The sequence below is a fragment of the Haloarcula sp. MBLA0163 genome (genome assembly GCF_055632435.1).
Window position 1 is genome coordinate 3260361 of record NZ_CM145745.1, and the last position, 25415, is coordinate 3285775.

The following is a 25415-nucleotide window of genomic DNA, read 5'->3' on the forward strand; positions in this document are numbered from 1 at the left end:
GGCCGGCCATTGGGTCGGTCCATGGAGTACACGACACTGGGCTCGACCGGCATCGAGGTCAGCAAGGTCTGTCTCGGCTGCATGAGCTTCGGCAGCGACCGCGAGTGGATGCTGGACGAAGACGAGAGCCGCGACCTGATAGAGCGGGCCATCGAACTGGGCGTGAACTTCTTCGACACCGCGAACGTCTACTCGGCCGGCGAGAGCGAGCGGATTCTGGGCGACGTCCTCGCCGACTACGACCGCGACGAACAGGTCGTCGCCACGAAGGTCCGGTTCCCCGGCGCGAGCGACCACCGGAACGCACGGGGGCTCTCGCGGAAGACCATCGAGCAGGAGCTGTCGAACTCGCTCGACAGGCTGGGGATGGACACCGTCGACCTCTACCAGATCCACCGCTGGGACTACGACACGCCCATCGAGACGACGCTCAGCGCGCTTGACGACGCGGTCCGGCGCGGTCAAGTCCGTCACATCGGCGCCTCCTCGATGTGGGCCCACCAGTTCCAGCGCGCGCTCCACGTCAGCGAGCGGGAGGGGCTGGCCCGCTTCGAGACGATGCAGGACCTCTACCATCTGGCCTACCGCGAGGAGGAGCGCGAGATGTACCCGCTCTGCGACCGGGAGAACGTCGGCGTCATGCCGTGGAGCCCGCTCGGCGCGGGCTACCTCACACGCCCGCACGAGGAGTTCAAGTCGACGACCCGCGGCGTCCACGAGACGGAGAACGCGGAGGTGCCCTACGCCGAGGGTCCCGGCAGTCGGGAGATAAACGAGCGCGTCCAGGAACTCGCGGCCGACTACGGCGTGACGATGGCCCAGATTGCGCTGGCCTGGCAGTTCCAGAACGACAACGTCACCACGCCCATCGTCGGGACCTCCAGCATCGAGCATCTGGAGGACGCCGTCGAGGCGCTGGAGATCGACCTCTCGGTGTCGGACGTGGCCTACCTCGAAGACCCGTACGAGCCGGTGGAGGTGTACGGGCACGAGTAGCGAGGGGCGCGAACGGAGCGAGGGACCTCGGTGAAGCGGTGACCGCAGGGAACCGCGGAGCAGTAGCGTGGGTCTGAGCGAAGCGAAGACCCTCGACGGAGCGGGGAGCGGAGCGACCCGCGGAGTAGCGAGGGGCGCGAACGGAGTGACGAACGACGCCCCGGCAACGATTTGCACTGTCGGTGGCTAGTGGCGAGTGCAGGCCCGGTATCTGACATGATTCCACCCCTCGTCCGGCGCTGTCCCGACTGCGGACACCTGAGCTGGAGCCGCCGCTTCGCCGTCGTGAGCGCCGCCGACGGCCCACGACTCGTCGAGTGCCCGTCCTGCGGCCACCGGTTCGAGACGGTCGACGACCCGCGTCTCAACTGACCGCGACGACCGTCCGCCCGGTCCGGGTGGCACGCGGAGTCGCTACGGGTCGAGCAACTCGCCGGTCGCGACCGGCACCACACCGCCGCCGACCTGAACGTGGACGCCGTCATCCCCGGTCGCGTCGGCGTGGAGGTGGAGCAGCGACGGCCGCCCCATCTCGTACCCCTGTTCGACGCGGACGTCGACGACGGGGCCGCCGCGGTACTCGGTCCGGGCGAGGTAGGCGGCGAGACAGCCGTTCGAGGAGCCGGTGGCGGGGTCCTCGACCACGCCGTAGAACGGGGCGAACACGCGGTCCGCGAGGTCGTTCGCGTCGCTCCGGGCGTCGGGCGCGAACGCCAGCACGTTCTTGGCCTCGCGGTCGCCGGTCACCCGGTCGTAGGCCGCGTGGTCGAGGTCGATGCTGGTCAGCGCGTCCCGGTCGGTCAGCGGGACGACGATGGTCGGGAGCCCTGTCGAGACGACCTGCACGGGCCAGCGGTCGTCCAGCGCCTCCCGCGGGAGTCCGAGCACCTCGGCCAGCGCCGCGTGGTCGAGTCGCTCGCCGAACTCGGGGGGCTGTTGGGTCATCCACAGCGTCTCGTCCTCGCGGGCCTCGACCGGGACCTCGCCCACGCCGAGGTCGAGCGTCACCGTCGCCGGCCGGTCGTCGGCCAGCTGCTCCCGAATCACGTGGGCGGTGCCCAGCGTCGGGTGGCCGGCGAACGGGATCTCGCTGTTCGGCGTGAAGATGCGGACCGGCCACGCGCCGTCCTCGGGCGACCCGGTGACGAACGTCGTCTCGGAGTAGTCCATCTCGCCGGCGATGGCCTGCATCGTCGCCGTCGAGAGGTCCCCGGCGTCGGTGACGACGGCCAACTGGTTGCCGGCGTACCGCTCGCGGGCGAACACGTCGACGAGGTGGAAGGGCTGTGACATACGAGAGCCGACGGCGGCGGGGAGTAAGAGCGTGTGGCTCCCCTGTGTCGTGCTCACACGGCACGTCTTTGACGCGCCCGAACGTGGGAGGCCACATGGACACGGTCGCCATCGTCTGCTACGACGGGTTCGACGAACTGGACGCCATCGGCCCCTTCGAGGTGTTCGAGAACGCCGCGCGGTTCGGTGCGACGTGGGACGTGACGCTGCGCACGCTCGACGCCCGGTCGACGGTCACCGCCAGCCACGGCCTCACGGTCGGCGTCGACGGCCCGCTCGCCGACGCCACGCCGGACCTCCTCGTGGTCCCGGGCGGCGGGTGGAACGACCGGAGCGAGGCGGGCGCACGCACCGAGGCCGACCGCGGGGACCTGCCCGACGCCGTCGCGGCCGCCCACGAGCGAGGGGCGACCGTCGCCGGCGTCTGCACCGGCGGGATGTTGCTGGCCCGCGCCGGCGTCCTCGACGGCCGCCCGGCGGTCACGCACCGGGGCGCACTTGACGACCTGCGCGGGACGACCGCCGAGGTGGTGGATGCCCGTGTCGTCGACGACGGCGACGTGCTGACCGCCGGCGGCGTCACTTCGGGGCTGGACCTCGCGGTCCACCTCGTCGAACGCGAGTGGGGCCCTGACACGGCCGACGCCGTGACGGCCGAGATGGAGTACGAGCCACGCGGGTCGGTCCACCGGTCGGACTGAGCGGGTGGGGCGGCACACGGCGATGGATTTATGTTAGAGTGTAAAGTACGTTTTACACGTAAAGCGAGCTTTACGAAAAGGCCGCTTTACGTGGTTCCCGATGACTACGACCGCACACGCCACGACGACGTACCGACGCACGTACTTCGGACTCTGGGCCGCCGCCGGCCTCGCGTTCGCCCTGCTCGTCGCCGCGGGCTCCCCGCTCGTCGGTGTCGGGGCGTTCGCGCTGGCGGCGCTGGCCGCGACGGCCCTGCAGCACCGCTCGTCGGTCGTCATGTTCGACGAGCGCGACACGACCGTCTTCCAGGAGGCCGGCGCCAACACCGTCGCCGCCGTCGGGATGAGTTCGGCCGTCGTGTTCCCGGCGCTGACGGCACTGCGGGCGCTGGGTGTCGTCGACTGGCCGCTGTGGCTGGCGCATCTGGGCTGGTTCGTCGCCGGCCTGTTCGCCCTCTGGGGGCTCATGGTCGCCGTCGCGCGGTCGAAGCGATGAACAACCGCCTGCCCGCCCTCCGCGAGGACCGCGGCGAGAGTCAAGCGGACCTCGCCGCCGCCGTCGGCGTCACCCGGCAGACCATCAACGCGCTGGAACGGGACCGGTACGACCCCTCGCTGGAGCTGGCCTTCGCGCTGGCCGACCACTACGACTGCGCCATCGAGGACATCTTCTCGCCGGAGACCTAGGGCGACTGTCGACCAGTGTTCCGTGGGAAAAAGTCCGCCAGCGAGCCGCTCTCGAACCGGGCCTACGCGCTCTGCCGGGCGTCGTCCAGCAGGCCCTGCACGTCCACGGCCTCGCCGCGCTCGCTGCTCTCGATGGCGGCGAAGACGACGGCCATCGACTGGAGCGTCTCGTCGACGCGGGTCGCCATCGGCTCGCCGCCGTCCAGCCACTCGCAGAACTGTTCGATGAGCCACGCGTTCTCCCACGTGGGCCGTTCCGCCAGCGGGACCTGCTGGCCGTCGCCCTTCCGGACGCCCTCCCAGTTGCCGACGCGCTCCGGGTCGAAGGGGAACCGCTCGACCTCGCGGTTGTCCAGCAGCACCGTCTCGGACTGGCACTCCGCGCGGAACTGCTCGTGGCCCCAGCCGTTGAGGGTCGTCGCGTTGGCGTAACTGCCCTCGTACTGGGCGCGGGTGCCGTCCTCGAAGTGGAGGGTGACCAACCCGGTGCAGTCGCCCTCGTAGTCGGCGCCGTCTGGCACCCACGTCTCGGCGTAGACCCGCTCGACACGGGCGTCGACGAACGACCGCAGCATGTCCAGATGGTGGATGGCGCCGTCGAGCAGCAGCATGTCCTCCATCTCGTGGACGTAGTCGGAGTAGAGGCCGCGCTCGCGGACGTTCCCGGTGTACCGAGCCGTGAGGTAGTCGATGGGGCTGGCCTCCTTGAGCGCCCGCCGGAACGTCGTCTTGTCCTGGTCGTAGCGGTGGCTCATCGTGATGCCCATCTTCGCGTCGGCCTCCCGGACCTTCCGGGCGATGCGGACCGAGCCTTCGAGGGTGTCGGCGATGGGTTTCTCGGAGATGATGTCCAGCCCGTGGGCGAGCGCCGTGTCGACGACCGGTTCGTGGGCCGACGGCGGCGTGACGACCGAACAGAAGTCGGCCTCGCGCTCCGTCAGCGCGGTGTCGAGGTCGGTGTAACAGCGGTCCGGCGAGAGATCGAGTTCGGACTCGGCGCGTTCGAGGCGCTCGGGGGCCTTGTCCACCGCGGCGACGACTTCGACGCGGCCGGCGTCGACGTTGGGAGGAATCGCTTCGGTCACCCAGTGTCGGCCCTGTCCACCGAGGCCGACGTGTACCATCCGATGAGTCATTAGTACGTAGCGACGTCGGACGTCAATAAATGTCGCGCTATCCGGCCGGATTCACTCGCCGTCCGGGAACTGGACGTGTCGTTCCTGTCCGTCCTCGGCGACGAAGACCTCCCCGTCGAAGCGCTCGCGGGCCTCCTCGGCCAGCCGCTGGGCCTGCCCGGCGTAGCGCGTCGAGACGTGGGTCAGCGCCAGTGTTCGGACGTCCGCCTGGCGGGCGACGTCGGCGGCCTCCCTCGCCGTGGAGTGGGCCGTCGCCTTCGCGCGCTCCTCGCGGTCCTCGGCGAAGGTGGCGTCGTGGACCAGCAGGTCCGCGCCCTCGGCGGCCTCGACGACCGACTGCGTCGGCAGCGTGTCGCCGGTGTAGACGAACGTCCGACCGGGCCGGGGCGGACCGACCACCTCCTCGGGCTGGACGGTCCGGCCGTCGTGTTCGACCGGCTCTCCGCGGTGGAGCTTCGAGTACTTCGGCCCCGGCGGGATGCCCAGTTCCTCCTCGGCCGTCTGGCGGTCGAACTCGCCCTTGCGGTCGTCCTCGGCGAGGACGTACCCGACCGAGGCACAGCGGTGGTCGGTGGCGATGGCCCGGACCTCGTACTCCGGGCGGTCCAGCACGGTGTCGCCCGCCGACACCTCGTTGATGCGGACCGGGTAGGAGGGGGTCGTGCCGTTGGCCTCGATGAGCTGCTTGACGTTCCCGCGGGTGCCCGCCGGCGTGTGGATGGCGACGGGGTCCTCGCGGTCGTTGAAGTCGAACGTCTGGAGGAGGCCCGGAATCCCCAGTACGTGGTCGCCGTGGAGGTGGGTGACGAAGAGGTGGTCGACGGCGAACCCGGTGCCGTAGCGCATCATCTGGCGCTGGGTGCCCTCGCCGCAGTCGAAGAGGAGGTAGTCGCCCTCGCGGTTGACGAAGATACTGCTGGTGTTGCGCTGGGTCGTCGGGATGGCACCGCTCGTCCCGAGGAACGTCACTCGCATCGTCCTGTCGTCGGCCGCCGCCGCGTAAACGCGTGTCGAAAGCCGGCCGCCAAAGCCGACCTTTCGAGCGCTAACGTGAGCCTTGCGCTCGGATGGCTCTCTCTTCGGGTCTGAACTGTTGTAGCTGTTTATCCGGTCCCCCCGTGTCCCACCGTCAGCGTCGTCAGCGAACTGACGCTACTGATTCACATGACACGGACTAAATTCGTCGCTGTGTTTTTGGCTGTCCTTGTTACGGGACTGTTCGCCGCGCAGGCAGTGGTTGCGGTGCCCGGCGTGACAGCCCAGCAAGAGACACCGGAGACAGGCAACGAGACACAGGCCGACAACGAGACGACGGCCCCGGGTAACGAGACGGCGAACGAGACGCTGACGCCCTCGGTCACGTTCGACGACCAGGAGTCCGACGGGACGACCGTGACGGTATCCAACGTCACGGTCCCCGACGGCGGCTACGTCGTCATCCACGACGAACTGCTGCAGGACGGTGACGCCCTCAACAGCGTCATCGGCGTCTCGGCGTACCTCGAGCCCGGTCAGCACGACGAAGTGACGATCACGCTGTTCGACGTGCCGGGCGCCGACTTCGGCTCGGAGACGACGGCGGAGACGACCACCGAGACGAACGAGACGACGACTGAGACGAACGAGACGACCACCGAGACGAACGAGACGACGACCGAAACTGCGACCGAAACACAGACTGAGACGAACGAGACGACCACCGAGACGAACGAGACGACCACCGAGACGAACGAGACGACCACCGAGACGAACGAGACGACCACCGAGACGAACGAGACGACCACCGAGACGAACGAGACGACCACCGAGACGAACGAGACGACCACCGAGACCAACGAGACGACCGACGGGAGCGGGCAGGTGACGCTGACCGAGGACCAGACCCTCACGGCGATGCTGCACGTCGACAGCAACGACAACCAGACGTTCGACTACGTCACCACGTTCACGCTGGAGGACGGCCCGTACGTCGTCGCCGGTGAACCGGTGACCGACAGCGCGAACGTGACCGTCGCCGACACCGGGAACGAAACCACCGAGACGGAGACGTCGACCGAGAGCGGTACCGAGACCGCTACGGCGACCGAGTCGGGGACGGAGACTGCTACGCCGACGGAGACACCGACAGAGTCGGGGACCGAGACGGAGACGCCGACCGAGGGCGGCACCGACACCGCCACGCCGACGGGGACGCCCGGCGAGGCCACCGGCTGACGCCGCGCCCCATCCAAAGGCTGCGGTCACCGTCACGTGGGACAGTCAAAGTTCGCCTTTCTTTCGCTAATTCGAGCTTAGCAGTCGGTTGGGCGGGCCTTCGATTCTGAACTGTCTGAGCCGTTTATCGGCGCTCCTACCTACCCATCGTCCGCGTCGTCGACCCACTGACGACGGGAATTAAGCCATGATACGAACCAGAACGCTCGCCGTATTGCTCGCATTGATTGCCACAGGCGGGGTCGCCGCGCAGGTCGGCGCCGTCCCCGGGGTAACAGCACAACAACAGGACGGGCCGACAGCCGAGTCGGCGTCGTTCACCGTCGACATCCTGTCGGCGCCCGATAGCACCGCACCCGGGTCGACCGTCACCGTCGTCGCGGAGGTGACCAACGACGGCACCCAGCGCGGCACGCAGCCGGTGGAGTTCCGCGTCGGTGGGGCCGTCGCCGACAGCGCGGTCCTCACGCTGGACCCCGGCGAGAGTCGGGTCGTCACCTTCGCCGCCGACACCGAGGGTCTCGACCCCGGCGACTACCGCCACGGCGTGTTCACCCGCTCGAACGGCCAGACGGCGCTGCTCGTCGTCTCGGAGTCGTTCACCATCGAGGACTTCGACGCGCCCGACACCGTCGAAGCGGGCGAGACGGTCACTGTCGACGTGGAACTCGAGAACCCCAACGACTTCGACACCACGCAGGACGTCTCGTTCTGGCTCGCCGGCTCGCTGGTCGAGACCGAGTCGGTCACCATCGACGACGAGGACGACGAGGACGTGACGTTCAACGTCTCGACGGAGGGCGTCCCGCCCGGCACGTACGTCCACAGCGTCTTCACCCGTGACGAGGGCGAGTTCGCCGAGATCACCGTCGAGGAGCCCGGTCCGGAGAACGCCGCCGTCGCCATGGACGACCAGGAGTCCGACGGGACGACGGTCACCGTCGACGAACTCGTCCTGCCGAGCGACGGGTACGTCACCATCCACGACAGTAGCCTGCTCGACGGCAACGTCGTCGGGAGCGTCGTCGGCGTCTCCGAGTACCTCGAGGCGGGCGAGTACGAGAACGTCACGGTCACGCTGTTCGACGTCGAGGGCGCCGAGTTCAACGAGACGGAACTGACCGAGGACGGCACGTTCATCGCGATGCCGCACAACGAGACGACGGGCGACGAGACCTACGACTTCGTCGCCAGCGACGGCGCCGACGACGGGCCGTTCCTCACCGACGGGGAACCAGTGGTCGACGCCGCGAACGTCACCGTCGCCGGTGCGGACGAAGACGAGGACGAGAACGAGACGGAGACACCCGAGGACGACGAGACGGAGGCACCGACGGCGAGCGTGACCCTCGCCGACCAGGAGTCGGACGGGACCAGCGTCGTCGTGACCGACGTCTCCGTCCCCGAGGGCGGCTACGTCGTCATCCACGACAGTAGCCTGCTCGACGGCAACGTCATCGGGAGCGTCATCGGCGTCTCGGAGCTCCTCGAACCCGGCGAGTACGACGAGGTGACCGTCGAACTGTTCGACGTACCGGGTGCCGGCTTCGCCGAACCGACCCTGACGGAGGACCAGACGCTCGTCGCGATGCCACACCTGGAGACGACCGGCGACGAGACGTACGACTTCGTCACCAGCGCCGGCGACGACGACGGCCCCTACGTGGCCGACGGCCAACCCGTCGTCGACGCGGGGAACGTCACCGTCGACAACGAAACCGCCGGCTGACGACCCTGTCACACGTTCACATTTTTATCCCTGGCTGTCGTACCCCGCGCCATGAAGTTCGTCATCGTCGGGTACGGTCGCGTCGGTACCCGGACCGCACGCATCCTCCAGAGCGAAGGCCACGACGTCGTCATCGTCGAACGAGAACCCGAGAAGGTCGACCGGGCCAGCGACGAGGGGTTCACCGTCGTCGCCGGCGACGGGAACGAGGAGTCGGTCTTAGAGGAGGCCGGCATCGACACCGCCGACGCAATCGGTGGCCTCACCGGCGACCTGAACACGAACTTCACGGCCTGTATGATCGGCAAGGAACACGGCTGTCGGACCGTCCTCCGCATCGACGCGGACTACCGCGAGGAGATCTACGAGAAGTACGCCGCCGACGTCGACGAGATAATCTACCCCGAGCGACTCGGCGCCGCGGGCGCGAAGACGGCGCTGCTGGGCGGGGACTTCAACGTCCTCGCGGACCTGACCGAACGCCTCTCCATCGCCAGCGTGCAGGTGCCCGAGGGGTCGCCGTTCGTCGGCAAGCGCGTCGTCGAGGTGGAACTGCCGGGCGACGCCCACATCTACGCCCACGGCAGCGGTCACGAACCGATGACGATTCCGCTGCCCCAGACGGTCATCGAGGCCGGCGACAGCGTCGCCGTGATGGCCGCCCCGGACGGGCTCGACGACGTCCGCGCGTCGCTCCGCGGCGAGGCCTGAGACTGCCAGAACTGGGTCGGTCGAGAACGGAAAGGGGTGCGGTGTCCGGGCGCGCGCCGGGAGGATGGGATGCGCTGCAAGCACGCAAGCAGCGGTGTAGATTGCCGTTGCGCGCCCGTGTGGACGAGATGCTCGGACCCGATATAAACTCCCGTCAGACGGACGGCACACGGTACGGCTTTTTGTCCCCGGCGGCGTCCCGTCGACTATGACCTGGGCCGACATCTTCGAGCGAGCGCGGGCACACGAGACCAGCGTCGACGCCGTGCGGGCGCGACTCCGCGAACGCCGCGGGGAGGCCGCGGATGACTGAGGCCGCCCCCGCCCGCGTCGTCGCCGACGCCGACGTCCTCGCGGCGGACGTGCTCTGTGGGGACGACAACGCCGCCCGCGAGGCGATAGACCACGTCCGCCGGCACTCGTGGGTCACGCTCGTCGCCAGCGACCCGCTGCTGGACGAGGCCGAGGCCGTGATCCGGGACCTGAGCGAGGGCGCCCTCGCCGCCGACTGGCGCGCCCGAATCGAGGCCGAACGAGAGCCCGTCGACCACCCCGCGGGCGACCACCCGGCGCTGGCCTCGGCCTACCGCGGCGACGCCGCTCACCTGCTCACGTTCGACGAGGGCCTGCGCAGCGCGAAGACCGGCCTGTCGCTCCAGCCACACATGCAGGTCAGCGTCCGGCCGCCCGACGCCTTCGCGCGCCTGTTCGACCCCGAGTCGCTGTACGAGGCCGTCGAGGGCGGAACCTACCCCGGACCGGACCGGGACCCGCGGGCCTAGTCGTCGGCGCTCGGTGCGACCGCCGTCGTCCGTTCCCGGGTCCGGATGCGGTCGCCGACGTCGAACTCGGTCAGCAGGTCGTGGAGGTCGTCGGTCCGGTCGGCGACGGCACGGACCTCGTCGGACACCTCGGAGATGCTCGCGGTCTGTTGCTGGGTCGCGGCCGCGACGGACTCGGCCTCCGCCATCGTCTGGTCGCTCACCGCCGCCACCTCGTCGACGGCGACGACGACCTCCTGGGTCGTCTCGGCCTGCTGGGCGGTCGCGTCGGATATCTCCTGGATCGCGTCGTTGACCTCGCCGACCACGTCGACGATGTCCTCGAAGTTCCGCAGCGTCGCCTCGATGGTGTCGGTGCTGTCGGCGACTCGCTCGTTCGTCGCCTCCACGTCGCTCACCGTCTCGTTGGCGGCCGTCTGGACCGCGTCGATGCGCTCGGAGACGTCCGCCGCCGCGTCGCGGGTCTCCTCGGCGAGGGCCTTCACCTCGTCGGCGACGACGGCGAACCCGTCACCCTCGGCGCCGGCACGGGCCGCCTCGATGGAGGCGTTCAGCGCCAGCATGTTCGTCTGCTCGGCCACGTCGGTGATGAGGTCGACCACCTCGTCTATCTCGGCTATCTGCTCGACGAGGCCGTCGACCGAGGTGGCGATGGCGTCGATGCGGCCCGCCATCGTCTCCAGTTCCTCGATCGCGGCGGCGGCCTCCTCGCGCCCCTCACGCCCGCGGGTCGCGGCCCGGTCGGCGGTCCGGGCGGCGTCGTCGGCGGTGGCCGCTATCTCCTCGACGGTCGCCGACAGCGTGTTCATCTCCTCGGCGACGCTGTCGTGGCGGTCCGACTGCTGGCTCGCCCCCGCGGAGATCTCCTGCACCGAGCGGGCTATCTCGTCGCTGGCCCGGTCTATCTCGGCGACGCTCTCGGTGACGGTGTCGCCGGATGCGGCCACCTCGTCGGCGAAGGCGGTCACCTCGCCGAGGGTGTCCGCGAGCGTCGTCACGAGGTCGTTGTAGTCGGCGACGACGCGCTGGAACTCCGCGTCGACGTCGTCGAACTCGGCGTCGATGGTCGCCGTGAGGTCGCCGTCCTTCGCCCGTTCGGCGGCGTCGCCGAAGGCCGCCACCAGTTCCGAGAGCGCCTCGGAGCGGCGTTCGAGGTCCTCGGTCATCTCCTGGAGTTCGGTCGTGTACTCGGCCATGTTCGTCGCCATCCGGTCCAGCGACGCCCCGAACGTCCCGGGGACGTCCTCGTCCAGCACCGGGTCGTCGAACGCCTGTCGCGAGAGCGCGTCGGCCTGCCGGGACACCGTCTCCAGCGAGGACTGCATGGCGTCGAAGGAGGCCAGCAGACTCGCCACCTCGTCCTCGCGGTCGCTGTCGGGCACGTCGACGGCCACCTCGCCGGCGGCGATGCGGTCGGCCCGCTCCGAGAGGGTGACGACCGGGTCCACGAGGTCTTCGCGGGTGATGAACACCGTGTTGGCGAAGGCGACCGTGGCGCCGGTCAACAGGAGCGCGGTGAGCGCGAACTGGACGACGCCGCTCAGGAGGAAGGCGACGGCGGCCAGCGCCACCGAGGCCGCGAACTGGAGGCCGACGGCCGTCAGCACCTTCCGCTCGACGGAGCCGGCGACGCCGAAGGCGTCGAGCGACCAGCGTATCAGTTCTTTGTACCGGCGGACGAACGTGTTCGACATACGCCGGTATTCAGCAGTCCGATATTTCAATACACGTCGCCGTTCTCGAAATCCGAAAAGACAACCGCCGGCAGAAACGGGACGTCCTCCCGGTCTCACGCTCGTCGGACTCGCCGTCCGGTCCCGGGACTCAGCGGCCGCCGTTGACCCACTTCGCGACCCGGCGGACGACGGGACGGGGCGTCACCCGCCCCAGCAGGTCCACGACCCGCATCGCACGGCTCGGAATCACCACCGTCTCGCCGGCCATCAGCCCTTCGTAGGCGGCCTCGGCGACGGCCTCGGGCGTGTTCGAGGTGAGGCTCCCGACCGCCGAGTCGCCCATCCCCGCCCGTGACTGAAACTCGGTGTCGACGGGGCCGGGACACAGCAGCGTCACGTCGACGTCGCCGCGCAGCTCCTCGGCGACGGCCTCGGTGAAGCTGTTGACGTAGGCCTTGCTGGCGTAGTAGCCCGCGAGGTTCGGGCCGGGCTGGAACCCGGCGACCGAGCCGACGTTCAGCACCTTCCCGCCGCCGTCGAACTCCTCGAGGAACAGACGGGTCAGTTCGACCGGCAGGACGACGTTCAGCCGCAGCTGGGTGCGCTCGGCGTCGAGGTCGCTCTCGGCGAACGGGCCGTAGGTGCCGACGCCGACGTTGTTGACGAGGACGTCCACCTCGATGCCGCGGTCCGTCACCGTCTCGTGGAGGTCCTCGGCGGCCGACGCCGTGTCGAGGTCCGTCGCGACGGTCTCCGCACTCACCCCCTCGCGTTCGAGGTCGGCAGCAAGCGACGCGAGGCGGTCGGCGCGCCGGGCCACCAGCACCACGTCGTGCCCGTGACCGGCGAACTCGCGGGCCAGCGCCGCGCCGATGCCGGCGGAAGCCCCAGTGATCAGGGCCGTACCGCGCTCGTCGCTTTCGGCGGCCCCCTCGCTCATCGTTCGGCGTGCCACTCCGCGAACTTCGCCAGCGCGCGTCCGCGGTGGGAGACGGCGTTCTTCTCCTCGGTACTCATCTCGGCGAAGGTGGTCCCGTCGTGTTCGAAGATGGGGTCGAAGCCGAACCCGCCGTCGCCGCGCGGCGCGACGATTGCGCCGGGGACCCGCCCCTCGAACAGCTTGACCGGGAGCGACTCCTCGCCGCCGGCCACCTGCTCGTCGGTGGTGGCGGCCCCGCGCTCGTCGCTCGCGAGGTCCTGACCGCGGCGTTCGTCCCTATCGACCGGGTCCGGCGTGGCGGCGAAGTCCTCGCCGTCGCAGTAGGCGATGACCGTCTTGAACGCCGCGGCGTGGTCGTCCTCGGGGTCGGTCATCCGCCAGACGCCCTCGACACCGACGGTGTCCTCGACGTACGAGGAGTACGGGCCGGGAAAGCCGTCGAACGCGTCGATGAACAGACCGGCGTCGTCGACGATGACCGGCCCGTCGGCGGCCCGATAGGCCGCCCGCGCACCGTGGGCCGCCACCGCCCCGAGGTCGTCGGCCTGTATCTCGGGGTAGTCGAAGTCGAACTGGACCACCTCGTCGTCCAGATATTCGGTGGCCTCCCGGACCTTCCCGGGGTTGGTCGTGACGAAGTTGAGCATACCGGCACAGGGGCGGCCGGCGACAAAAGAGGCGTCGGTCCGTCGACAGGCGTGTCTCAGTCGACGACGACCTCGACGGGTTCGTCCTCGCTCTCCTCGTCCTCGAACTCCTCGGACCCGCTGTTGCGTTCGAGGTACAGCATGACGCCGGCCACGAGGAGGACGACCCACGACCGCCAGTTGGCGAGGTTCAGCGTGTAGCCGATGCCGAACGGCTTCTCGACGAGCATCCCGTCGCCCGGCTGCCAGTACGACGACACCAGCCGCTTGAGGCTCGGTCGCTCGAAGTTGTACGGCACGCCGAACAGGGTCCCAGACTGCGGTTTGTCTGCCATACGTCTCTGTACTGCCCCCGCCGTTAAGTCGTTTGTCACTACCCACCTCGCTCGTCGGCGGGCCAGACAGAATGCGCCTCCCCGCCGGCAAGCGGGGCGCTCCGCTCGCAGGCCTCCCGGCCCCAGCGGGGACTCACTCGACGGACGTGAGGTACACGGCCAACACCGCCAGGGCGATGCCGGCGGCCTTCCGCGCGGTCAGGGACTCCTCCAGAAAGAGGATGCCGACGATGGAACTGGTCGCGATGAACATCCCGAAGATGGGGACGACGACGCTGACCGGGCCCGCCGCCAGCGCCCGGTAGTACGCGACGATGCCGACGGTCAGCGCGATTCCGGCGCCGTAGGCGTAGATGGCGTCCTCGTGGGTGAGGTACTCCGTCACCGAGAGGTCCGTGGCCACGACGAGGCCGACGGCGGCGACGACCAGAATCCCGTTCGAGATGAGGAGCACCACGTCGCTGGGAATGTCGGCCGTCGCCAGTTTCGCCAGCGGCGGGACGAGCGTGTAGCCGACGAGCGCGAGGACCGCCCACGCGATGTAGTTCATAGCTACGTCCAGCGCGCCCTCGCCCCTTTGCGTTCCGGTTACTGGTAGCGACCGCGCCCCTCGATGTCGTCGAGGCTGGCGAAGACCGACTCGGCGTGGTCGCTCTCGGCTTGGTAGGCGTCCTCGGCGGCGGCCAGCAGCGTCTCGGGGTCGTCGGCGGTGCCCGACAGCGACTGGGCGAGGACGTGGAGGTCCATCGCGTGGTCCTCCGGTTCGTCGGTGTAGTAGCCCAGGCCGAAGTCGATGAGGAACACGCGGCCGTCCGCGCCGGCGTCGACGCGGACGTTCCTGGTCGTCGGGTCGCCGTGGACGAACCCGGCGTCGTGGATGCGGGCGAGGTGGCGGCCGACGGCGGCCACGCTGTCCTCGGTCAGCGCCTCCCGCAGGTCCGACGCGCCGACCCGCTGGAACACGAGTCGGGCCTCCTCGGGGTCGGTGTCGAGCACCAGCGGCGTCGGGACGCCGTGCCGGCGAGCGTCGCTGGTGAGGCGGGCCTCCTGCCGGGTGCGTTCGACGCGCAGGCGCTCGTCCAGCGCCGGGTGGCGGTAGCTCCGCGGCACGCGGTCCTTGACCACGCGGTCGGCCTCGATGCTGACCGTCGCCTCGGCGCCCTGCACCTCGCTCTCCGTCTCGACGACCCGGTCGACGGACTCCTCGGGGCCGCGCCACGACACCGCGACCTCGTCGGGCCGGAAGTTCGAGTCGATGCCCGATGCCTCGACCGGGAGGATGTCGCCGGCGGCGTACATCTTCGCGCCGAGGGCGGCTATCATCCCGGCGTTGTCCCGCAGGAAGCGGTTCTCGGGTGCGAAGAAGTCGGCGCCGCGCTGGTCGCACATCTCCCGCAACATCCGCTGGAGGCGGTCGTTCTGCCCGACGCCGCCGCCCAGCACCAGTTCGTCGGCCCCTGTCAGCGACAGCGCCCGCTCGGCGACCTCGGTCAGCATCGCGAAGATGGTCTCCTCCAGTCCGCGGCAGACGTCCTCGACGGGCACGCCGTCGTCGGCGGCCTGCTTCGCGGCGCTCATGATGCCCGAGAAGGAGAAGTCCATCCCCTTGACGACGTACGGGAGCGGGTGGAAGTCGCCGTCGCGGGCGTGGCGTTCGACCTTCGGGCCGCCGGGGTGTTGCCAGCCGACGTGGCGGGTGAACTTGTCGATGGCGTTGCCGACGCCGGTGTCCATCGTCTCGCCCAGCACGCGGTAGCGGCCGTTCCGGTAGCCCAGCAGGTGGGCGTTGGCGCCGGAGGCGTTCAGACAGACCGGCGACTCGAACCCCGAGCGGTGGCGGCCGATTTCGAGGTGGGCGACCATGTGGTTGACGCCCACCAGCGGGACGTCGAACCGCTGGGCGACGGCGCGGGCGGCGGTGCCGACGATGCGCAGACACGGACCCAGCCCCGGGCCTCGCGAGAAGGCGACGGCGTCGATCGGCGACGTCGATTGGCTCGACGAGATGCCCTCGTCGGCGTCGATGGGCTGTCCCGACTCACCGGCCGCGGCCGCTCGCTCGCGGGCGTGGTCGATGGCCGCCCGGACCACCTCGGGAATCGCCTCGCCCATGTGCTCGGCGGCCTCGCGCGGGTGGATACCGCCGCTCTCGGGTTGGTAGGCGTCGCTCTCGATGAAGACGTGTTCGTCGTCGGTGGCACGGCTGGGGTCGTCAGTCTCGAACACCGCAGCACTGGCTGCCCAGGCGGTGCCTTCGATACCGAGAACGCGCATGACGCGGCCTTACTTCCACTCGGTGTAGCCGCACTTGCCGCAGTGCTTGCGGTCGTCGTGGTCGGCCAGCACCGTGTCGCCGCAGCGCGGGCAGTTCTCCTTGACCAGTTCGCCGTCCTCGTAGTACTCGTTCCGGGCCATCTATGCTTCCTCCGCCTCTTCCTCGCCGTCGGCGACGATCTTGTTGCGCTCGAGCATGTGGTCCTGCTCGACGTCGCGGGCGTACTCGGGGCTGTCGTAGACCTTCGCGTAGCCGACCGTCTTGCGCATGCCGAACTTCGTGTCGAGTTCGTGGATGACGACCTCTTCGGCGTCCTTGTTCAGCGTCGCCGCGAGGGAGTCACGCACAGAGAGACGGGACGGCGTCGCTTCGTCGTGGACGACCTCGAACCGGACGTCCGTTCGGTGCAACATGGGATTCTGCTCCTCGTCGATGATGTCGATATCCATGGTTCGTTGTCCATAGATTCCCGCCGAAGCGCCTAAAAGGATTTCGAAGCCGCAACTCCCGGTTCTCGGGACTGTGACTGGTGTGCAGTTCCCACGGCTACGTCCGTAGCTGTGCCAGCAGGTGCGAGAGGTGGATGCGCTCGTTGGCCGCGTCTGTCAGCGCCATGTCCGTCTCGCCGGCCAGCCGGTGGACCTCGGCGAGCCGCCGGCCGGAGTACCGCGACCGCGCGACCTCGAGCAGTTCCTCCAGCACGTCGTCGGCGCCGTACCCCTCGTCGACCAGCAGGTCGTCCAGCGTCGAGCGCGCGTCCGAGAAGCGCCCCTCCTCGGCGGCCTCGACCATGTCCGCGACGGCGTCGTCGGCCTCGACGTCGGCCAGCACCTCGTAGGCGGCGTCCATCGTCACCTCGCCGGCCTCCTCGTAGGTCGTCTGGGCGGCGAGGATGGCCTGCCGCAGGTCGCCCTCGGCGTAGCCGGCGACGTACTCCAGTCCGTCGTCGTCGTGGTCGGCGCCCTCGGCGGTGACGACGTCCCGGAGCACGGAGACCGTCTCCTCGTGGGTCGGCGCCCGCATCACGACGGGGAAACACCGCGAGCGGATGGGCGGAATCAGCGCCGAGGGTTGGCGAGTGGCGATGACGAACTGCGTCGCCTCGTAGTACTGCTCCATCACCCGGCGCAGGGCCTGCTGGAAGTCCTCGCGCATCCCCTCGGCGTTGTCCAGCAGGATGGTCTTGTAGCTCCCCGACATCGGCGTGTAGCTGGCCGACTCCTTCAGGACGTGGTTGATGAGGTCGGCCTTCGAGGACTCCCGGCGGCGCTTGCTGTCGATGAACGACGAGAACCGGGGGTCGTTGGCCACCTCCTTCTTCGTCATGTCGAAGACGTCGGCGACGTTGAGTTCGGTGAAGTCGGCGTCGGGGTTGTCGTGGACCGTCTCTGCGAACGCGCGCACCGCGGCCGTCTTGCCGGCCCCCTTCGGCCCGTGGACCAGCAGGTTCATGGGCTCCTCGACGGCGCCCTGCAGGTGCTCGCGGGGCTTCGGCTGCGGGATGTCTTCGAGTGTCGGCGCGTGGGTCTCGGTCCACAACGGCGCGTCCATCTGTCGGGCTGAGGTAGGCGAGGGCCCGACAAGTATCCCCCGGTCCGGGTGCCGGCGTCGGGCGCGGTCCTACGGCGGCGCGCGCCGGTCCGGCGCCGCCATCTCGTCGTCGCTCCGGTCGGCGCCGACGGCGGCCGAGGGGTCGGTGTCCGCGAGCGGCAGGACCAACTCGACGGCGGCACCGCCCAGCGTCGACTCGCTGATTCGGACCTCGCCGCCGTACTGTCTGACCGCCGACGCCGTCAGGAACAGCCCGAGCCCGTCGCCGTCGCTCTCCAGCCCGCGCTGGTTGGCCTCGAACACCCGCTCGCGCGCGCTCTGGGGGATGCCCGGGCCGTCGTCGGCGACGGTCACGACCGCCACGCCGTCGTCGACGGTCGCGCTGACGGCCACCGTCGGTCGGTCGCCGTCGTTGTGCTCGACGGCGTTCTCGACGACGTTGCCCAGCGCCCTGTCGAAGAGGTCGTTCGCCCGGACCGTACAGTCGGGCACCGACTCGACGGTCACGGCCGCCCGCGGATAGCTGTCGCGGGCGGCGGCGACGCGCGACCGGACGACCGCGGGCAACGACCGCGCGTGGAGGTCGGTGTCCTCGGTCAGCGTCCGCGTTATCCGGGCGATCTCCTCGACGGTGTCGGCCATCCGGTCGGTGCGGTCGACGACCGTCGTGGCCCACCGCTCCGGGTCCGCCTCGGTCCGCTCCGCGAGCAGTTCCGCCCGGCCCCGGACGACGGTGAGGCTGTTGAGCAGTTGGTGTCGGAGCGTCCGGTTCAGCAGGTCGTTGGCCTCGCGCTGCCGTTCGAGCAGTTCCTGCCTGACGCGAGCCTGCGTGGCTCGCTCGGCGGACTGGCGTGCCCGGACGCTGTAGACGCCGACGAGCAGGCCGAACAGCCCGCCGGCGATGACCTCCGTCAGCAGGCGGACGCCGACCGGCACCGTCGGCTGCCCGACCGCACGCAGGAGCACCGGCCAGAGCCCGAGACAGGCCATCACCACGAGCCCGCCGGTGAACCACCGGACGACCGTGTCGACGTCCTCGAACCCGTCGTCGCGGCGGAGTCGGAGCCCCTGCCAGACGGCCACGCTGACGAACGCCGTCGGCAGCATGATGTCCAGCAGTGCGTACGCGGGCGTCGACACCTGCACCCAGACGACGGCCGTCAGCGCCCCCAGCGCCATCAGGCTCACCGTCGGCACCCACCACTCTCGGACTGTCCGCCACCGCGTCCGGTCCCCGCCCCGTCCCATCTCTACCCAAATGTCAACTAGGCGTGTAATATACGTTGCCCCAGTGTCAGGATGTGACACCGCCACCCGACGGGGGCCGTTCGCCGTCGCGCTCGAGGGTCTTCGCTGCCGCTCGGGCCCTCGCTACCGCTCATGGCTCCCGCCGCTCCCCGTTCGCTTGTCGAGGTCTTCGCCCCCGCTCAGACCTCGCTACCGTTCGAACAACTCCTCGAACACCTTCTGCTGGGCAGCCCGGAGGTGCTGGTGGTACGTCGGCCGCGAGATGTCCATCGCCGTCGCGAGCTCGTCGCCGTCCACCTCGCGGGGCCACTCGAAGAACCCGCCGAGGAACGCGGTCCGCAGGGCCGTCTCCTGCCGGTCGGTGAACCGCTCGGCCAGCGACGCCCGGAACTCCTGTTGGGTCTGGACCGGTCGCTCGTGTTCGTGGTAGCCGACGAGGTCGGTGTTGCCGTAGTTGTCCTCGACCAGCGAGAACACCGCCCGGGCCTCGGTCTCGTAGGGCAGCTCGATGGTGTACCGGACGATGCCGTTCTCGCCGGCGATGGCCTTCGGCACCGCGCCGTGGTCGACCAGCGTCCCCAGCAGCGACTCGCCGACGGTGACGTCGAACAGCGCGCTCCCCTCGTGCTCGGCGACGCAGGTGGCGCCGACGACCGCGTCGTCGTCGGTCAGTTCGGCCAGAATCGCCTCGCTGTCCCCGCCCTCGACCGTGAGGTACAGCCGGATGGAGCCGTCGTCCTGCGTGACCGCGCCGGCGGAGGTGAACGTCGCCCCCGTCGCGGCCGAGAGACGACTCAGGAGGAGGTCGCGGTCGTCGACGGTGAACTCCAGTTCGACGACCTTGTCCGCCGAGAGGATCTTCCCGCTCTCGATGGCGTTGATGGCGTTGGCGACGGCCCGCCCCAGCGCTTCGAGGACGACCTGCTCGCGGTCGTCGAAGGCGTCCGGTTCGTCCGCGCAGACGTACAGTACGCCGTAGGTCGAGTCCGTGTACGAGAGGGGGATGGCCATCACCGAGGCGACGCCGGCCTCGCGAGCCCGGTCGACCCACTCGCCGTCGGCGGCCGAGAGGTCGTCCAGTATCTCGGTGGTGTGGTCGGTGAAGGCGGCGCTACCCGGCGCGCCGTCGTCCAGCGGGACAGAGAAGTCGTCCATCGCTATCGCAGCGTCACCGGCCCACTCGCTCGGGGTCAGTGCGGTCCCCTGGACGTCGGGGCGGCCGACCCACGCGAAGGTGTAGGGCTCCGTCGCGGCCAGTTGCTCGCAGACGCCGGCCTCGACGGCCTCGCGGGTGGTCGCCTCGACCAGCACCTCGACGGTGTTCTCGATGAGACCGTTGATACGGTCGAGGATGGTCGCGATGCGTTCCCGGGTCTCTCGCACCTCCTGTTCGCGCTTGGCCCGGTTGCACGCCGCCGCGGCGTTGGTCGCGAGCAGGGCGACGACCTGCCGGTCGATGTCGTCGAACGCGTCGGGCTCCATCGACAGCACGCTCAGCGTCCCGTGGACGCCGATGGGGAAGTAGAGGCCGGACTGCACCGTCGGACCGCCGTCGTCGAGTTCGTGGGGCTCGCTCAGCGTCGCGGCCTCGCCCGACGCGAACACCTCTCCCGGCCGGCCCTCGTCGAGCGCGTAGACGGGCCGCTCGCCGAGCCGTTCGACGACCGCGTCGGTCGCTGCCGCGGGCCGTAACACCCGCTCGTCGGCGTCGTAGAGGCGGACGACGGCCATGTCGAGGCCGAGGACCCGCTCGGCGGCGCCCGCGACGATGCTCGCGACCTCCTCTCTGCTGGGGGCCTGCATCAGCGCCCGCGAGGTCTCCTGCAGAGCCGAGAGCAGCTCCTCGCGGCGCTTCCGTTCGGTGATGTCACGGATGACGCCCGCGGTGCCGCGGAACGAGCCGTCCGGCCCGTACAGCACCGTCATGTGGTCCTCGCAGGGTACCCTCTCGTCGTCCGCCCGGCGGAGCTCCAGCTCGAACGTCGTCCCGACCTCGTCGGGCCCGTCCGAGGAGAGCAGCGTGGCGAGTTTCGACTCGGCCAGTTCCACCGTCTCGCGGTCCTTGATGACGCTGGTGTGTTCGCCGAGCAGCTCGTCCACGCCGTACCCGGTGAGCTCGGCCATCCCGTCGTTGACGAAGACGAACCGCCCCTCCTCGTCGAGCGCGTACACCCCGTCGTCGAGCGCTTCGATGACCTCGCCGTGGCGGTCGAACTCGCCGGCGCCGACCGTCGCCGAACCGCGCTCGGCCACCACCCGGTCGATGCGGTGGGCGAGGACGACGTACTGCTCGTCGGTCCCGCGCTGCACGTACTCGACGCCCTCGGACGCCAGCAGCGCGTCCACGGCGTCCGGTGACCCGCGTCCGAAGACGACCAGCGGGACGCCGGGCCGGTCCCGGCGTATCTGTTCGACCAGGTCGGTCACGTCGACGCCGTCGTTCACGATGCAGTCGACCGCTCCGACGGCGCTCGCCGTCGCCTCACTGTCGGCCGTCACGACGTCGAACTGCGCCCCCACCGCCGCCAGTCCACTGGCCGTCTCTGCCACGGCCGCCTCGTCGGTCCCGCAGACGAGGACGGTATCCCCGCTATCCATACCTAACTGGTTAGCAACTCCGCCACAAGAAGGTGTAGGGTCCCGGACCGTTACGCGCCCTCGTTCCGGAGTGTGTCGCTCATCCCCGGGTGACACCGCGCACAGAGCCACTCGACCGTGCGATGTGTCATCGTCTCCGTCGGCCGGCGGTGTTTCCAGACGTGTATCGCCCTCTCTTTGCAATTGGCACACTCTGCCATAGATACACGAACACACGTGCGCTTCTACTGGATAAAACTAGCGTATAGTCGTGTTTAAGGAGATACAATGTGTGCGTTCGTGATTCTGACACCCTGTGTCGACGCCGCCCTCGCTTCGCTCGCCGTCGATGCTCGTCGACGAGACCGTCCGGACGTGTGGTCCGGGCGCGAAGAGCCCGAGCAGCCGCTCGCGGGGTACTGACGACAGGATGCGCCGGCCGGGAATTGAACCCGGGCTATTGGCTTGGGAAGCCAATGTCCTACCACTGGACCACCGGCGCACGACGCTCACTACGCTCACGCACCGTGGGGTTCCGCAGTCCCGCGCACCGCGGCGCGCTCACACGAACCTTCTACGACCGTCGCACTTGAACGTAGCGCTTCCGGCGGACGGCGACCGACTGGACAGCGTGCCCGGACGTCGCCCGTTCGGTGGACACACGTCCGGAAATACGGCGCCGATGGATGGCTATTTGTTCGATTAGGCCCACCGATAGGTATGGCCCAAGCCGACACCGTCGTGCGGGCGGACACCCCGCTCGACCTCACGTTCTCGGAGGCCGAACTGGCGGCGCACCGCGAGCACATCACCGACTTCGTCGAGGCGCAGCTCGACGCCGCGGGCGTCGACCGGGCCGTCATTGGCCTCTCCGGTGGCATCGACAGCACGCTGACCAGTCACCTCGCGGTCGAGGCGCTCGGTCCCGACGCCGTCCACGGCCTCGTGATGCCCAGCGAGGTCAACCGCGCCGACAACATGAGCGACGCCGAACGCGTCGCCGACGAGCTGCTGGGCATCGAGTACGACGTCGTCGAGATCAACCCGCTCGTCGACGCGTTCCTCGACGCCTACCCCGACGCCGCCGACGACCAGTTGGCGGTGGGGAACCTCCGCGTGCGCTGTCGGGCCGTGCTGAACTACCTCGTCGGGAACCACGAGTCGGCCCTCGTGCTGGGCACCGGCAACCGGAGCGAGGCGCTGGTGGGTTACTACACGAAGTACGGCGACGGCGCCGTCGACTGCCACCCCATCGCGCCGCTGTACAAACAGCAGGTCCGCCAGCTCGCGAAACACGTCGGCGTCCCCGACGACCTCGCGGAGAAGACGGCCAGCGCCGAGATGTGGAGCGGCCAGACCGACGCCGCGGAGATGGGGATGGACTACGACACGCTGGACTCGATTCTCGCGCTCCACGTCGACGGCGGCGTGCCGAAGGCCGCCACCGCCGAGCACATCGGCGTCCCCGAGGCCGTCGTCGAACAGGTCCGCGAGATGTACGAGTCGAGCGCGCACAAGCGCGCGATGCCGCCGGGCCCGGAGCCGCTGTACTGACCGCGCTCGCCGGCGTCCGACCGCACCGTCGGCCCCACCGTGATTTAACTGGGCGCCGGTCGTCGGTCCGGTATGTCCCACCGCGCGAACTACGCACGCTGTACGTTCCAGCAACATCTCGGCCCCGACGGCGACTCGCTGGACGTCCCGTGGGCCGAGTTCTCGGGCGACAGCACCGACCCCGTGGCCTTCGAGGTCCCGACCGACACGCCCAGCGAGCCCTACATCGAGATGCAGGTGTACGGCGTCGACGCGTTCACCCACGAGATCTGTCTCAACGACCGGCCGCTGTCGGGGTTCGACATCGCGCCGGGCAGCGGCTGGCAGTACTGGATGGACACCGTCGCCGCCGACCACCTCCACGTCGGCGAGAACACGCTCCAGTTCGAACGCGACCGGGACAGCGAGGACGCCTTCGTCGTCGGGACGGCCATCGTCCACTGGAAGGAGCCCGTAGAATAGGTATATAAAACGCCGGTACGGCCGGGGAGCTGCCGTGGCAAGCTGTCACACGGCTCCCGGCAGTCTGGGTCGCAGTCCGGTGGTTTGGGCGCGTCTCGGTCCACCGATTTCACCCCACCGACTCGCTCCTAACCTGTACTTTTATATAGAACCACATGCAATCTTTCGCTGACTATGAGCCAGCGCCAAATGCAGGGCCAGCCGATGATAATTCTCGGTGAAGACGCCCAGCGGATGAAGGACAAGTCCGCACAGGAGCACAACATCTCGGCCGCACGCGCGGTCGCGGAGTCCGTACGCTCGACACTCGGGCCGAAGGGCATGGACAAGATGCTCGTCTCCTCGATGGGCGACGTCACCGTCACCAACGACGGCGTCACCATCCTCACGGAGATGGACATCGACAACCCGACGGCCTCGATGATCGTCGAGGTCGCCGAGACCCAGGAGGACGAGGCCGGTGACGGCACCACCTCCGCCGTCGCCATCGCCGGGGAACTCCTGAAGAACGCCGAGGACCTCCTCGACCAGGACATCCACCCGACGGCCATCATCAAAGGGTTCGACATGGCCGCGAAGGAGGCCAAGCAGGAGATTCAGGACATCGCGACCGACGTCGACCCCGACGACGAGGAGCTCCTCAAGAAGGTCGCCGAGACGTCGATGACCGGCAAGGGCGCGGAACTCAACAAGGAACTGCTCGCCCAGATCATCGTCGACGCGGTCAACGCGGTCACCGTCGAGGCCGAGGACGGCTCCGTCGTCGCCGACCTCGAGTACCTCAACATCGAGACCCAGACCGGGAGCTCCGCCGGCGACTCCGAACTGCTCGAGGGCGCCGTCATCGACAAGGACCCCGTCCACGAGGAGATGCCGTCCTCGGTCGACGACGCGAAGGTGCTCCTGATGGACACGGCCATCGAGCTCGACGAGACGGAGGTCGACGCCCAGCTCTCCGTCGACGACCCGAGCCAGCTCCAGAACTTCCTCGACAAGGAGGAACAGCAGCTCAAGGACCTCGTCGACAAGGTCGAGGCCACCGGCGCCAACGTCCTGTTCTGCCAGAAGAACATCGACGACATGGCCCAGCACTACCTCGCCGAGAAGGGCATCCTCGCCGTCAAGCGCGCGAAGAAGTCCGACATCGAGTTCCTGAAGGAGGTCCTCGGGGCGAGCATCGTCTCGGACCTCGACTCCGCGAGCGAGGACGACCTCGGCCACGGCACGGTCTCCCGTGACGAGAACGAGGGGCTGTTCTACGTCGAGGGCGGCGAGAACGCCCACGGCGTCACGCTCCTCCTGCGCGGCTCGACCGACCACGTCGTCGACGAACTCGAACGCGGCGTCACGGACGCGCTGGACGTCGTCGCCTCCACCGTCGCCAACGGCGCGGTGCTGGGCGGCGGCGGCGCCCCCGAGATCGAGGTCGCCGCGCGCCTCCGCGACTACGCCGACGGCGTCGAGGGCCGCGAACAGCTGGCCGTCGAGGCCTTCGCCGACGCGCTCGAGATCATCCCGCGCACGCTCGCGGAGAACGCCGGTCTCGACTCCATCGACACGCTGGTCGACCTGCGCGCCGCCCACGAGGACGGCGACGTCAGCGCCGGCCTGAACGTCTTCACGGGTGAGGTCGAGAACACGCTCGACACCGGCGTCGTCGAGCCGGCCCACGCGAAGACCCAGGCCGTCTCCTCGGCTGCAGAGGCCGCGAACCTCGTGCTCAAGATCGACGACATCATCGCCGCCGGCGACCTCTCGACGTCCGGCGACGGTGACGAAGGCGGGCCCGGCGGCCCCGGTGGCGCCCCCGGCGGTATGGGCGGCATGGGCGGCGGCATGGGCGGCATGATGTAAGGCCACCTTTTCGGCACCACCTCTCCTCAGCCGCTTCGCTCGCTGCG

Annotated in this window: 26 protein-coding genes and 1 tRNA gene; 12 read left to right on the top strand and 15 right to left on the bottom strand. The window is 69.3% G+C overall.

Annotation, left to right across the window (positions count from 1 at the left end; genetic code table 11):
- Nucleotides 1-21: 21 nt before the first annotated feature.
- Both ACV7GQ_RS17410 and ACV7GQ_RS17415 read left to right on the top strand, forming a co-directional pair.
- On the top strand, nucleotides 22-996 hold the full coding sequence (locus ACV7GQ_RS17410; RefSeq protein WP_470311465.1) for an aldo/keto reductase: 975 nt from the start codon (nucleotides 22-24) through the stop codon (nucleotides 994-996).
- Nucleotides 997-1212: 216 nt separating this feature from the next.
- Complete coding sequence (locus ACV7GQ_RS17415) at nucleotides 1213-1368, top strand: hypothetical protein (protein ID WP_470311466.1); 156 nt, start codon at nucleotides 1213-1215, stop codon at nucleotides 1366-1368.
- A 42-nt stretch (nucleotides 1369-1410) separates the two neighbouring features.
- Here ACV7GQ_RS17415 and ACV7GQ_RS17420 read toward each other — a convergent pair whose 3' ends face one another.
- Entirely contained in the window at nucleotides 1411-2289 is an 879-nt protein-coding gene (locus ACV7GQ_RS17420; protein WP_470311467.1) for a PhzF family phenazine biosynthesis protein, read from the bottom strand.
- 95 nt (nucleotides 2290-2384) lie between these two features.
- On the opposite strand from ACV7GQ_RS17420, the gene ACV7GQ_RS17425 reads away from it, so the two are divergent.
- From ACV7GQ_RS17425 to ACV7GQ_RS17435, 3 genes are all read left to right on the top strand, one after another.
- The gene (locus ACV7GQ_RS17425; RefSeq protein WP_470311468.1) at nucleotides 2385-2990 is read left to right on the top strand and encodes a DJ-1/PfpI family protein; all 606 of its coding nucleotides are present in this window, start codon (nucleotides 2385-2387) and stop codon (nucleotides 2988-2990) included.
- 100 nt (nucleotides 2991-3090) lie between these two features.
- Nucleotides 3091-3486 (top strand): DUF2178 domain-containing protein, encoded by a 396-nt coding sequence (locus ACV7GQ_RS17430; RefSeq protein WP_470311469.1) that lies wholly within the window; start codon nucleotides 3091-3093, stop codon nucleotides 3484-3486.
- Nucleotides 3483-3677, top strand: coding sequence for a helix-turn-helix transcriptional regulator (locus ACV7GQ_RS17435; RefSeq protein WP_470311470.1), 195 nt, complete (start codon nucleotides 3483-3485; stop codon nucleotides 3675-3677). Before ACV7GQ_RS17430 ends, ACV7GQ_RS17435 begins: the two co-directional genes overlap by 4 nt.
- A gap of 62 nt (nucleotides 3678-3739) precedes the next feature.
- On the opposite strand, the gene ACV7GQ_RS17440 is transcribed toward ACV7GQ_RS17435, so the two are convergent.
- Nucleotides 3740-4813 carry a Gfo/Idh/MocA family protein gene (locus ACV7GQ_RS17440; protein WP_470311471.1) on the bottom strand — a complete coding sequence of 358 codons (1074 nt, stop codon included), beginning with the start codon at nucleotides 4811-4813 and terminating at the stop codon, nucleotides 3740-3742.
- Nucleotides 4814-4864: 51 nt separating this feature from the next.
- The gene (gene rnz, locus ACV7GQ_RS17445) at nucleotides 4865-5788 is read right to left on the bottom strand and encodes a ribonuclease Z (protein ID WP_470311472.1); all 924 of its coding nucleotides are present in this window, start codon (nucleotides 5786-5788) and stop codon (nucleotides 4865-4867) included.
- A gap of 267 nt (nucleotides 5789-6055) precedes the next feature.
- Here rnz and ACV7GQ_RS17450 point away from each other — a divergent pair, with 267 nt between their 5' ends.
- The 4 genes from ACV7GQ_RS17450 (at nucleotide 6056) to ACV7GQ_RS17465 (ending at nucleotide 10249) form a co-directional block, all read left to right on the top strand.
- Nucleotides 6056-7027: a DUF7282 domain-containing protein gene (locus tag ACV7GQ_RS17450; RefSeq protein WP_470311473.1), complete on the top strand. Its 972-nt coding sequence runs from the start codon at nucleotides 6056-6058 to the stop codon at nucleotides 7025-7027.
- 187 nt (nucleotides 7028-7214) lie between these two features.
- Nucleotides 7215-8756: a DUF7282 domain-containing protein gene (locus ACV7GQ_RS17455; RefSeq protein ID WP_470311474.1), complete on the top strand. Its 1542-nt coding sequence runs from the start codon at nucleotides 7215-7217 to the stop codon at nucleotides 8754-8756.
- Nucleotides 8757-8807: 51 nt separating this feature from the next.
- Nucleotides 8808-9467: a potassium channel family protein gene (locus tag ACV7GQ_RS17460; RefSeq protein ID WP_470311475.1), complete on the top strand. Its 660-nt coding sequence runs from the start codon at nucleotides 8808-8810 to the stop codon at nucleotides 9465-9467.
- A gap of 305 nt (nucleotides 9468-9772) precedes the next feature.
- The gene (locus ACV7GQ_RS17465; protein ID WP_470311476.1) at nucleotides 9773-10249 is read left to right on the top strand and encodes a DUF7384 family protein; all 477 of its coding nucleotides are present in this window, start codon (nucleotides 9773-9775) and stop codon (nucleotides 10247-10249) included.
- Here the strand turns inward: ACV7GQ_RS17465 and ACV7GQ_RS17470 are convergent.
- From ACV7GQ_RS17470 to ACV7GQ_RS17525, 12 genes are all read right to left on the bottom strand, one after another.
- Entirely contained in the window at nucleotides 10246-11943 is a 1698-nt protein-coding gene (locus ACV7GQ_RS17470; protein WP_470311477.1) for a methyl-accepting chemotaxis protein, read from the bottom strand. The genes ACV7GQ_RS17465 and ACV7GQ_RS17470 overlap by 4 nt on opposite strands.
- 130 nt (nucleotides 11944-12073) lie before the next feature.
- Nucleotides 12074-12865 (bottom strand): SDR family NAD(P)-dependent oxidoreductase, encoded by a 792-nt coding sequence (locus ACV7GQ_RS17475; RefSeq protein ID WP_470311478.1) that lies wholly within the window; start codon nucleotides 12863-12865, stop codon nucleotides 12074-12076.
- Nucleotides 12862-13512, bottom strand: coding sequence for a non-canonical purine NTP pyrophosphatase (locus ACV7GQ_RS17480; RefSeq protein ID WP_470311479.1), 651 nt, complete (start codon nucleotides 13510-13512; stop codon nucleotides 12862-12864). Before ACV7GQ_RS17480 ends, ACV7GQ_RS17475 begins: the two co-directional genes overlap by 4 nt.
- A 56-nt stretch (nucleotides 13513-13568) precedes the next feature.
- Nucleotides 13569-13847: a DUF5808 domain-containing protein gene (locus ACV7GQ_RS17485; RefSeq protein ID WP_470311480.1), complete on the bottom strand. Its 279-nt coding sequence runs from the start codon at nucleotides 13845-13847 to the stop codon at nucleotides 13569-13571.
- Nucleotides 13848-13980: 133 nt separating this feature from the next.
- On the bottom strand, nucleotides 13981-14397 hold the full coding sequence (locus ACV7GQ_RS17490) for an EamA family transporter (protein WP_470311481.1): 417 nt from the start codon (nucleotides 14395-14397) through the stop codon (nucleotides 13981-13983).
- Nucleotides 14398-14435: 38 nt separating this feature from the next.
- Nucleotides 14436-16121, bottom strand: a complete 1686-nt coding sequence (locus tag ACV7GQ_RS17495) for a bifunctional N(6)-L-threonylcarbamoyladenine synthase/serine/threonine protein kinase (RefSeq protein WP_470311482.1) — start codon at nucleotides 16119-16121, stop codon at nucleotides 14436-14438.
- A 9-nt stretch (nucleotides 16122-16130) separates the two neighbouring features.
- Nucleotides 16131-16262: a 30S ribosomal protein S27ae gene (locus tag ACV7GQ_RS17500; protein WP_135303338.1), complete on the bottom strand. Its 132-nt coding sequence runs from the start codon at nucleotides 16260-16262 to the stop codon at nucleotides 16131-16133.
- Complete coding sequence (locus ACV7GQ_RS17505) at nucleotides 16263-16571, bottom strand: 30S ribosomal protein S24e (RefSeq protein WP_470311483.1); 309 nt, start codon at nucleotides 16569-16571, stop codon at nucleotides 16263-16265.
- 97 nt (nucleotides 16572-16668) lie between these two features.
- Entirely contained in the window at nucleotides 16669-17673 is a 1005-nt protein-coding gene (locus ACV7GQ_RS17510; protein WP_470311484.1) for an AAA family ATPase, read from the bottom strand.
- A 69-nt stretch (nucleotides 17674-17742) separates the two neighbouring features.
- Nucleotides 17743-18921, bottom strand: a complete 1179-nt coding sequence (locus ACV7GQ_RS17515; protein WP_470311485.1) for an ATP-binding protein — start codon at nucleotides 18919-18921, stop codon at nucleotides 17743-17745.
- A gap of 189 nt (nucleotides 18922-19110) precedes the next feature.
- A complete protein-coding gene (locus ACV7GQ_RS17520) occupies nucleotides 19111-21519 on the bottom strand; it encodes a bacterio-opsin activator domain-containing protein (protein ID WP_470311486.1) in 2409 nt (802 codons plus the stop codon).
- Nucleotides 21520-21929: 410 nt separating this feature from the next.
- Nucleotides 21930-22000 (bottom strand) — tRNA-Gly (locus ACV7GQ_RS17525).
- 218 nt (nucleotides 22001-22218) lie between these two features.
- Between ACV7GQ_RS17525 and ACV7GQ_RS17530 the strand changes: the two genes are divergently transcribed.
- The 3 genes from ACV7GQ_RS17530 to thsB all read left to right on the top strand — a co-directional run bounded on the left by ACV7GQ_RS17530 (nucleotide 22219) and on the right by thsB (nucleotide 25368).
- Nucleotides 22219-23052 (top strand): NAD+ synthase, encoded by an 834-nt coding sequence (locus ACV7GQ_RS17530; RefSeq protein WP_470311487.1) that lies wholly within the window; start codon nucleotides 22219-22221, stop codon nucleotides 23050-23052.
- Between the two features lie 72 nt (nucleotides 23053-23124).
- Nucleotides 23125-23514, top strand: coding sequence for a DUF7383 domain-containing protein (locus ACV7GQ_RS17535; protein ID WP_470311488.1), 390 nt, complete (start codon nucleotides 23125-23127; stop codon nucleotides 23512-23514).
- Nucleotides 23515-23703: 189 nt separating this feature from the next.
- Entirely contained in the window at nucleotides 23704-25368 is a 1665-nt protein-coding gene (gene thsB / locus ACV7GQ_RS17540) for a thermosome subunit beta (RefSeq protein WP_470313180.1), read from the top strand.
- Nucleotides 25369-25415: the final 47 nt, after the last annotated feature.

What these genes read in the sequence shown, in the direction of transcription:
- ACV7GQ_RS17410 (WP_470311465.1), top strand. Translation starts at nt 22, where the DNA reads ATGGAGTACACGACACTGGGCTCGACCGGCATCGAGGTCAGCAAGGTC.
- ACV7GQ_RS17415 (WP_470311466.1), top strand. Translation starts at nt 1,213, where the DNA reads ATGATTCCACCCCTCGTCCGGCGCTGTCCCGACTGCGGACACCTGAGC.
- ACV7GQ_RS17420 (WP_470311467.1), bottom strand. Translation starts at nt 2,289, where the DNA reads ATGTCACAGCCCTTCCACCTCGTCGACGTGTTCGCCCGCGAGCGGTAC.
- ACV7GQ_RS17425 (WP_470311468.1), top strand. Translation starts at nt 2,385, where the DNA reads ATGGACACGGTCGCCATCGTCTGCTACGACGGGTTCGACGAACTGGAC.
- ACV7GQ_RS17430 (WP_470311469.1), top strand. Translation starts at nt 3,091, where the DNA reads ATGACTACGACCGCACACGCCACGACGACGTACCGACGCACGTACTTC.
- ACV7GQ_RS17435 (WP_470311470.1), top strand. Translation starts at nt 3,483, where the DNA reads ATGAACAACCGCCTGCCCGCCCTCCGCGAGGACCGCGGCGAGAGTCAA.
- ACV7GQ_RS17440 (WP_470311471.1), bottom strand. Translation starts at nt 4,813, where the DNA reads ATGACTCATCGGATGGTACACGTCGGCCTCGGTGGACAGGGCCGACAC.
- rnz (WP_470311472.1), bottom strand. Translation starts at nt 5,788, where the DNA reads ATGCGAGTGACGTTCCTCGGGACGAGCGGTGCCATCCCGACGACCCAG.
- ACV7GQ_RS17455 (WP_470311474.1), top strand. Translation starts at nt 7,215, where the DNA reads ATGATACGAACCAGAACGCTCGCCGTATTGCTCGCATTGATTGCCACA.
- ACV7GQ_RS17460 (WP_470311475.1), top strand. Translation starts at nt 8,808, where the DNA reads ATGAAGTTCGTCATCGTCGGGTACGGTCGCGTCGGTACCCGGACCGCA.
- ACV7GQ_RS17465 (WP_470311476.1), top strand. Translation starts at nt 9,773, where the DNA reads ATGACTGAGGCCGCCCCCGCCCGCGTCGTCGCCGACGCCGACGTCCTC.
- ACV7GQ_RS17470 (WP_470311477.1), bottom strand. Translation starts at nt 11,943, where the DNA reads ATGTCGAACACGTTCGTCCGCCGGTACAAAGAACTGATACGCTGGTCG.
- ACV7GQ_RS17475 (WP_470311478.1), bottom strand. Translation starts at nt 12,865, where the DNA reads ATGAGCGAGGGGGCCGCCGAAAGCGACGAGCGCGGTACGGCCCTGATC.
- ACV7GQ_RS17480 (WP_470311479.1), bottom strand. Translation starts at nt 13,512, where the DNA reads ATGCTCAACTTCGTCACGACCAACCCCGGGAAGGTCCGGGAGGCCACC.
- ACV7GQ_RS17485 (WP_470311480.1), bottom strand. Translation starts at nt 13,847, where the DNA reads ATGGCAGACAAACCGCAGTCTGGGACCCTGTTCGGCGTGCCGTACAAC.
- ACV7GQ_RS17490 (WP_470311481.1), bottom strand. Translation starts at nt 14,397, where the DNA reads ATGAACTACATCGCGTGGGCGGTCCTCGCGCTCGTCGGCTACACGCTC.
- ACV7GQ_RS17495 (WP_470311482.1), bottom strand. Translation starts at nt 16,121, where the DNA reads ATGCGCGTTCTCGGTATCGAAGGCACCGCCTGGGCAGCCAGTGCTGCG.
- ACV7GQ_RS17500 (WP_135303338.1), bottom strand. Translation starts at nt 16,262, where the DNA reads ATGGCCCGGAACGAGTACTACGAGGACGGCGAACTGGTCAAGGAGAAC.
- ACV7GQ_RS17505 (WP_470311483.1), bottom strand. Translation starts at nt 16,571, where the DNA reads ATGGATATCGACATCATCGACGAGGAGCAGAATCCCATGTTGCACCGA.
- ACV7GQ_RS17510 (WP_470311484.1), bottom strand. Translation starts at nt 17,673, where the DNA reads ATGGACGCGCCGTTGTGGACCGAGACCCACGCGCCGACACTCGAAGAC.
- ACV7GQ_RS17515 (WP_470311485.1), bottom strand. Translation starts at nt 18,921, where the DNA reads ATGGGACGGGGCGGGGACCGGACGCGGTGGCGGACAGTCCGAGAGTGG.
- ACV7GQ_RS17520 (WP_470311486.1), bottom strand. Translation starts at nt 21,519, where the DNA reads ATGGATAGCGGGGATACCGTCCTCGTCTGCGGGACCGACGAGGCGGCC.
- ACV7GQ_RS17530 (WP_470311487.1), top strand. Translation starts at nt 22,219, where the DNA reads ATGGCCCAAGCCGACACCGTCGTGCGGGCGGACACCCCGCTCGACCTC.
- ACV7GQ_RS17535 (WP_470311488.1), top strand. Translation starts at nt 23,125, where the DNA reads ATGTCCCACCGCGCGAACTACGCACGCTGTACGTTCCAGCAACATCTC.
- thsB (WP_470313180.1), top strand. Translation starts at nt 23,704, where the DNA reads ATGCAGGGCCAGCCGATGATAATTCTCGGTGAAGACGCCCAGCGGATG.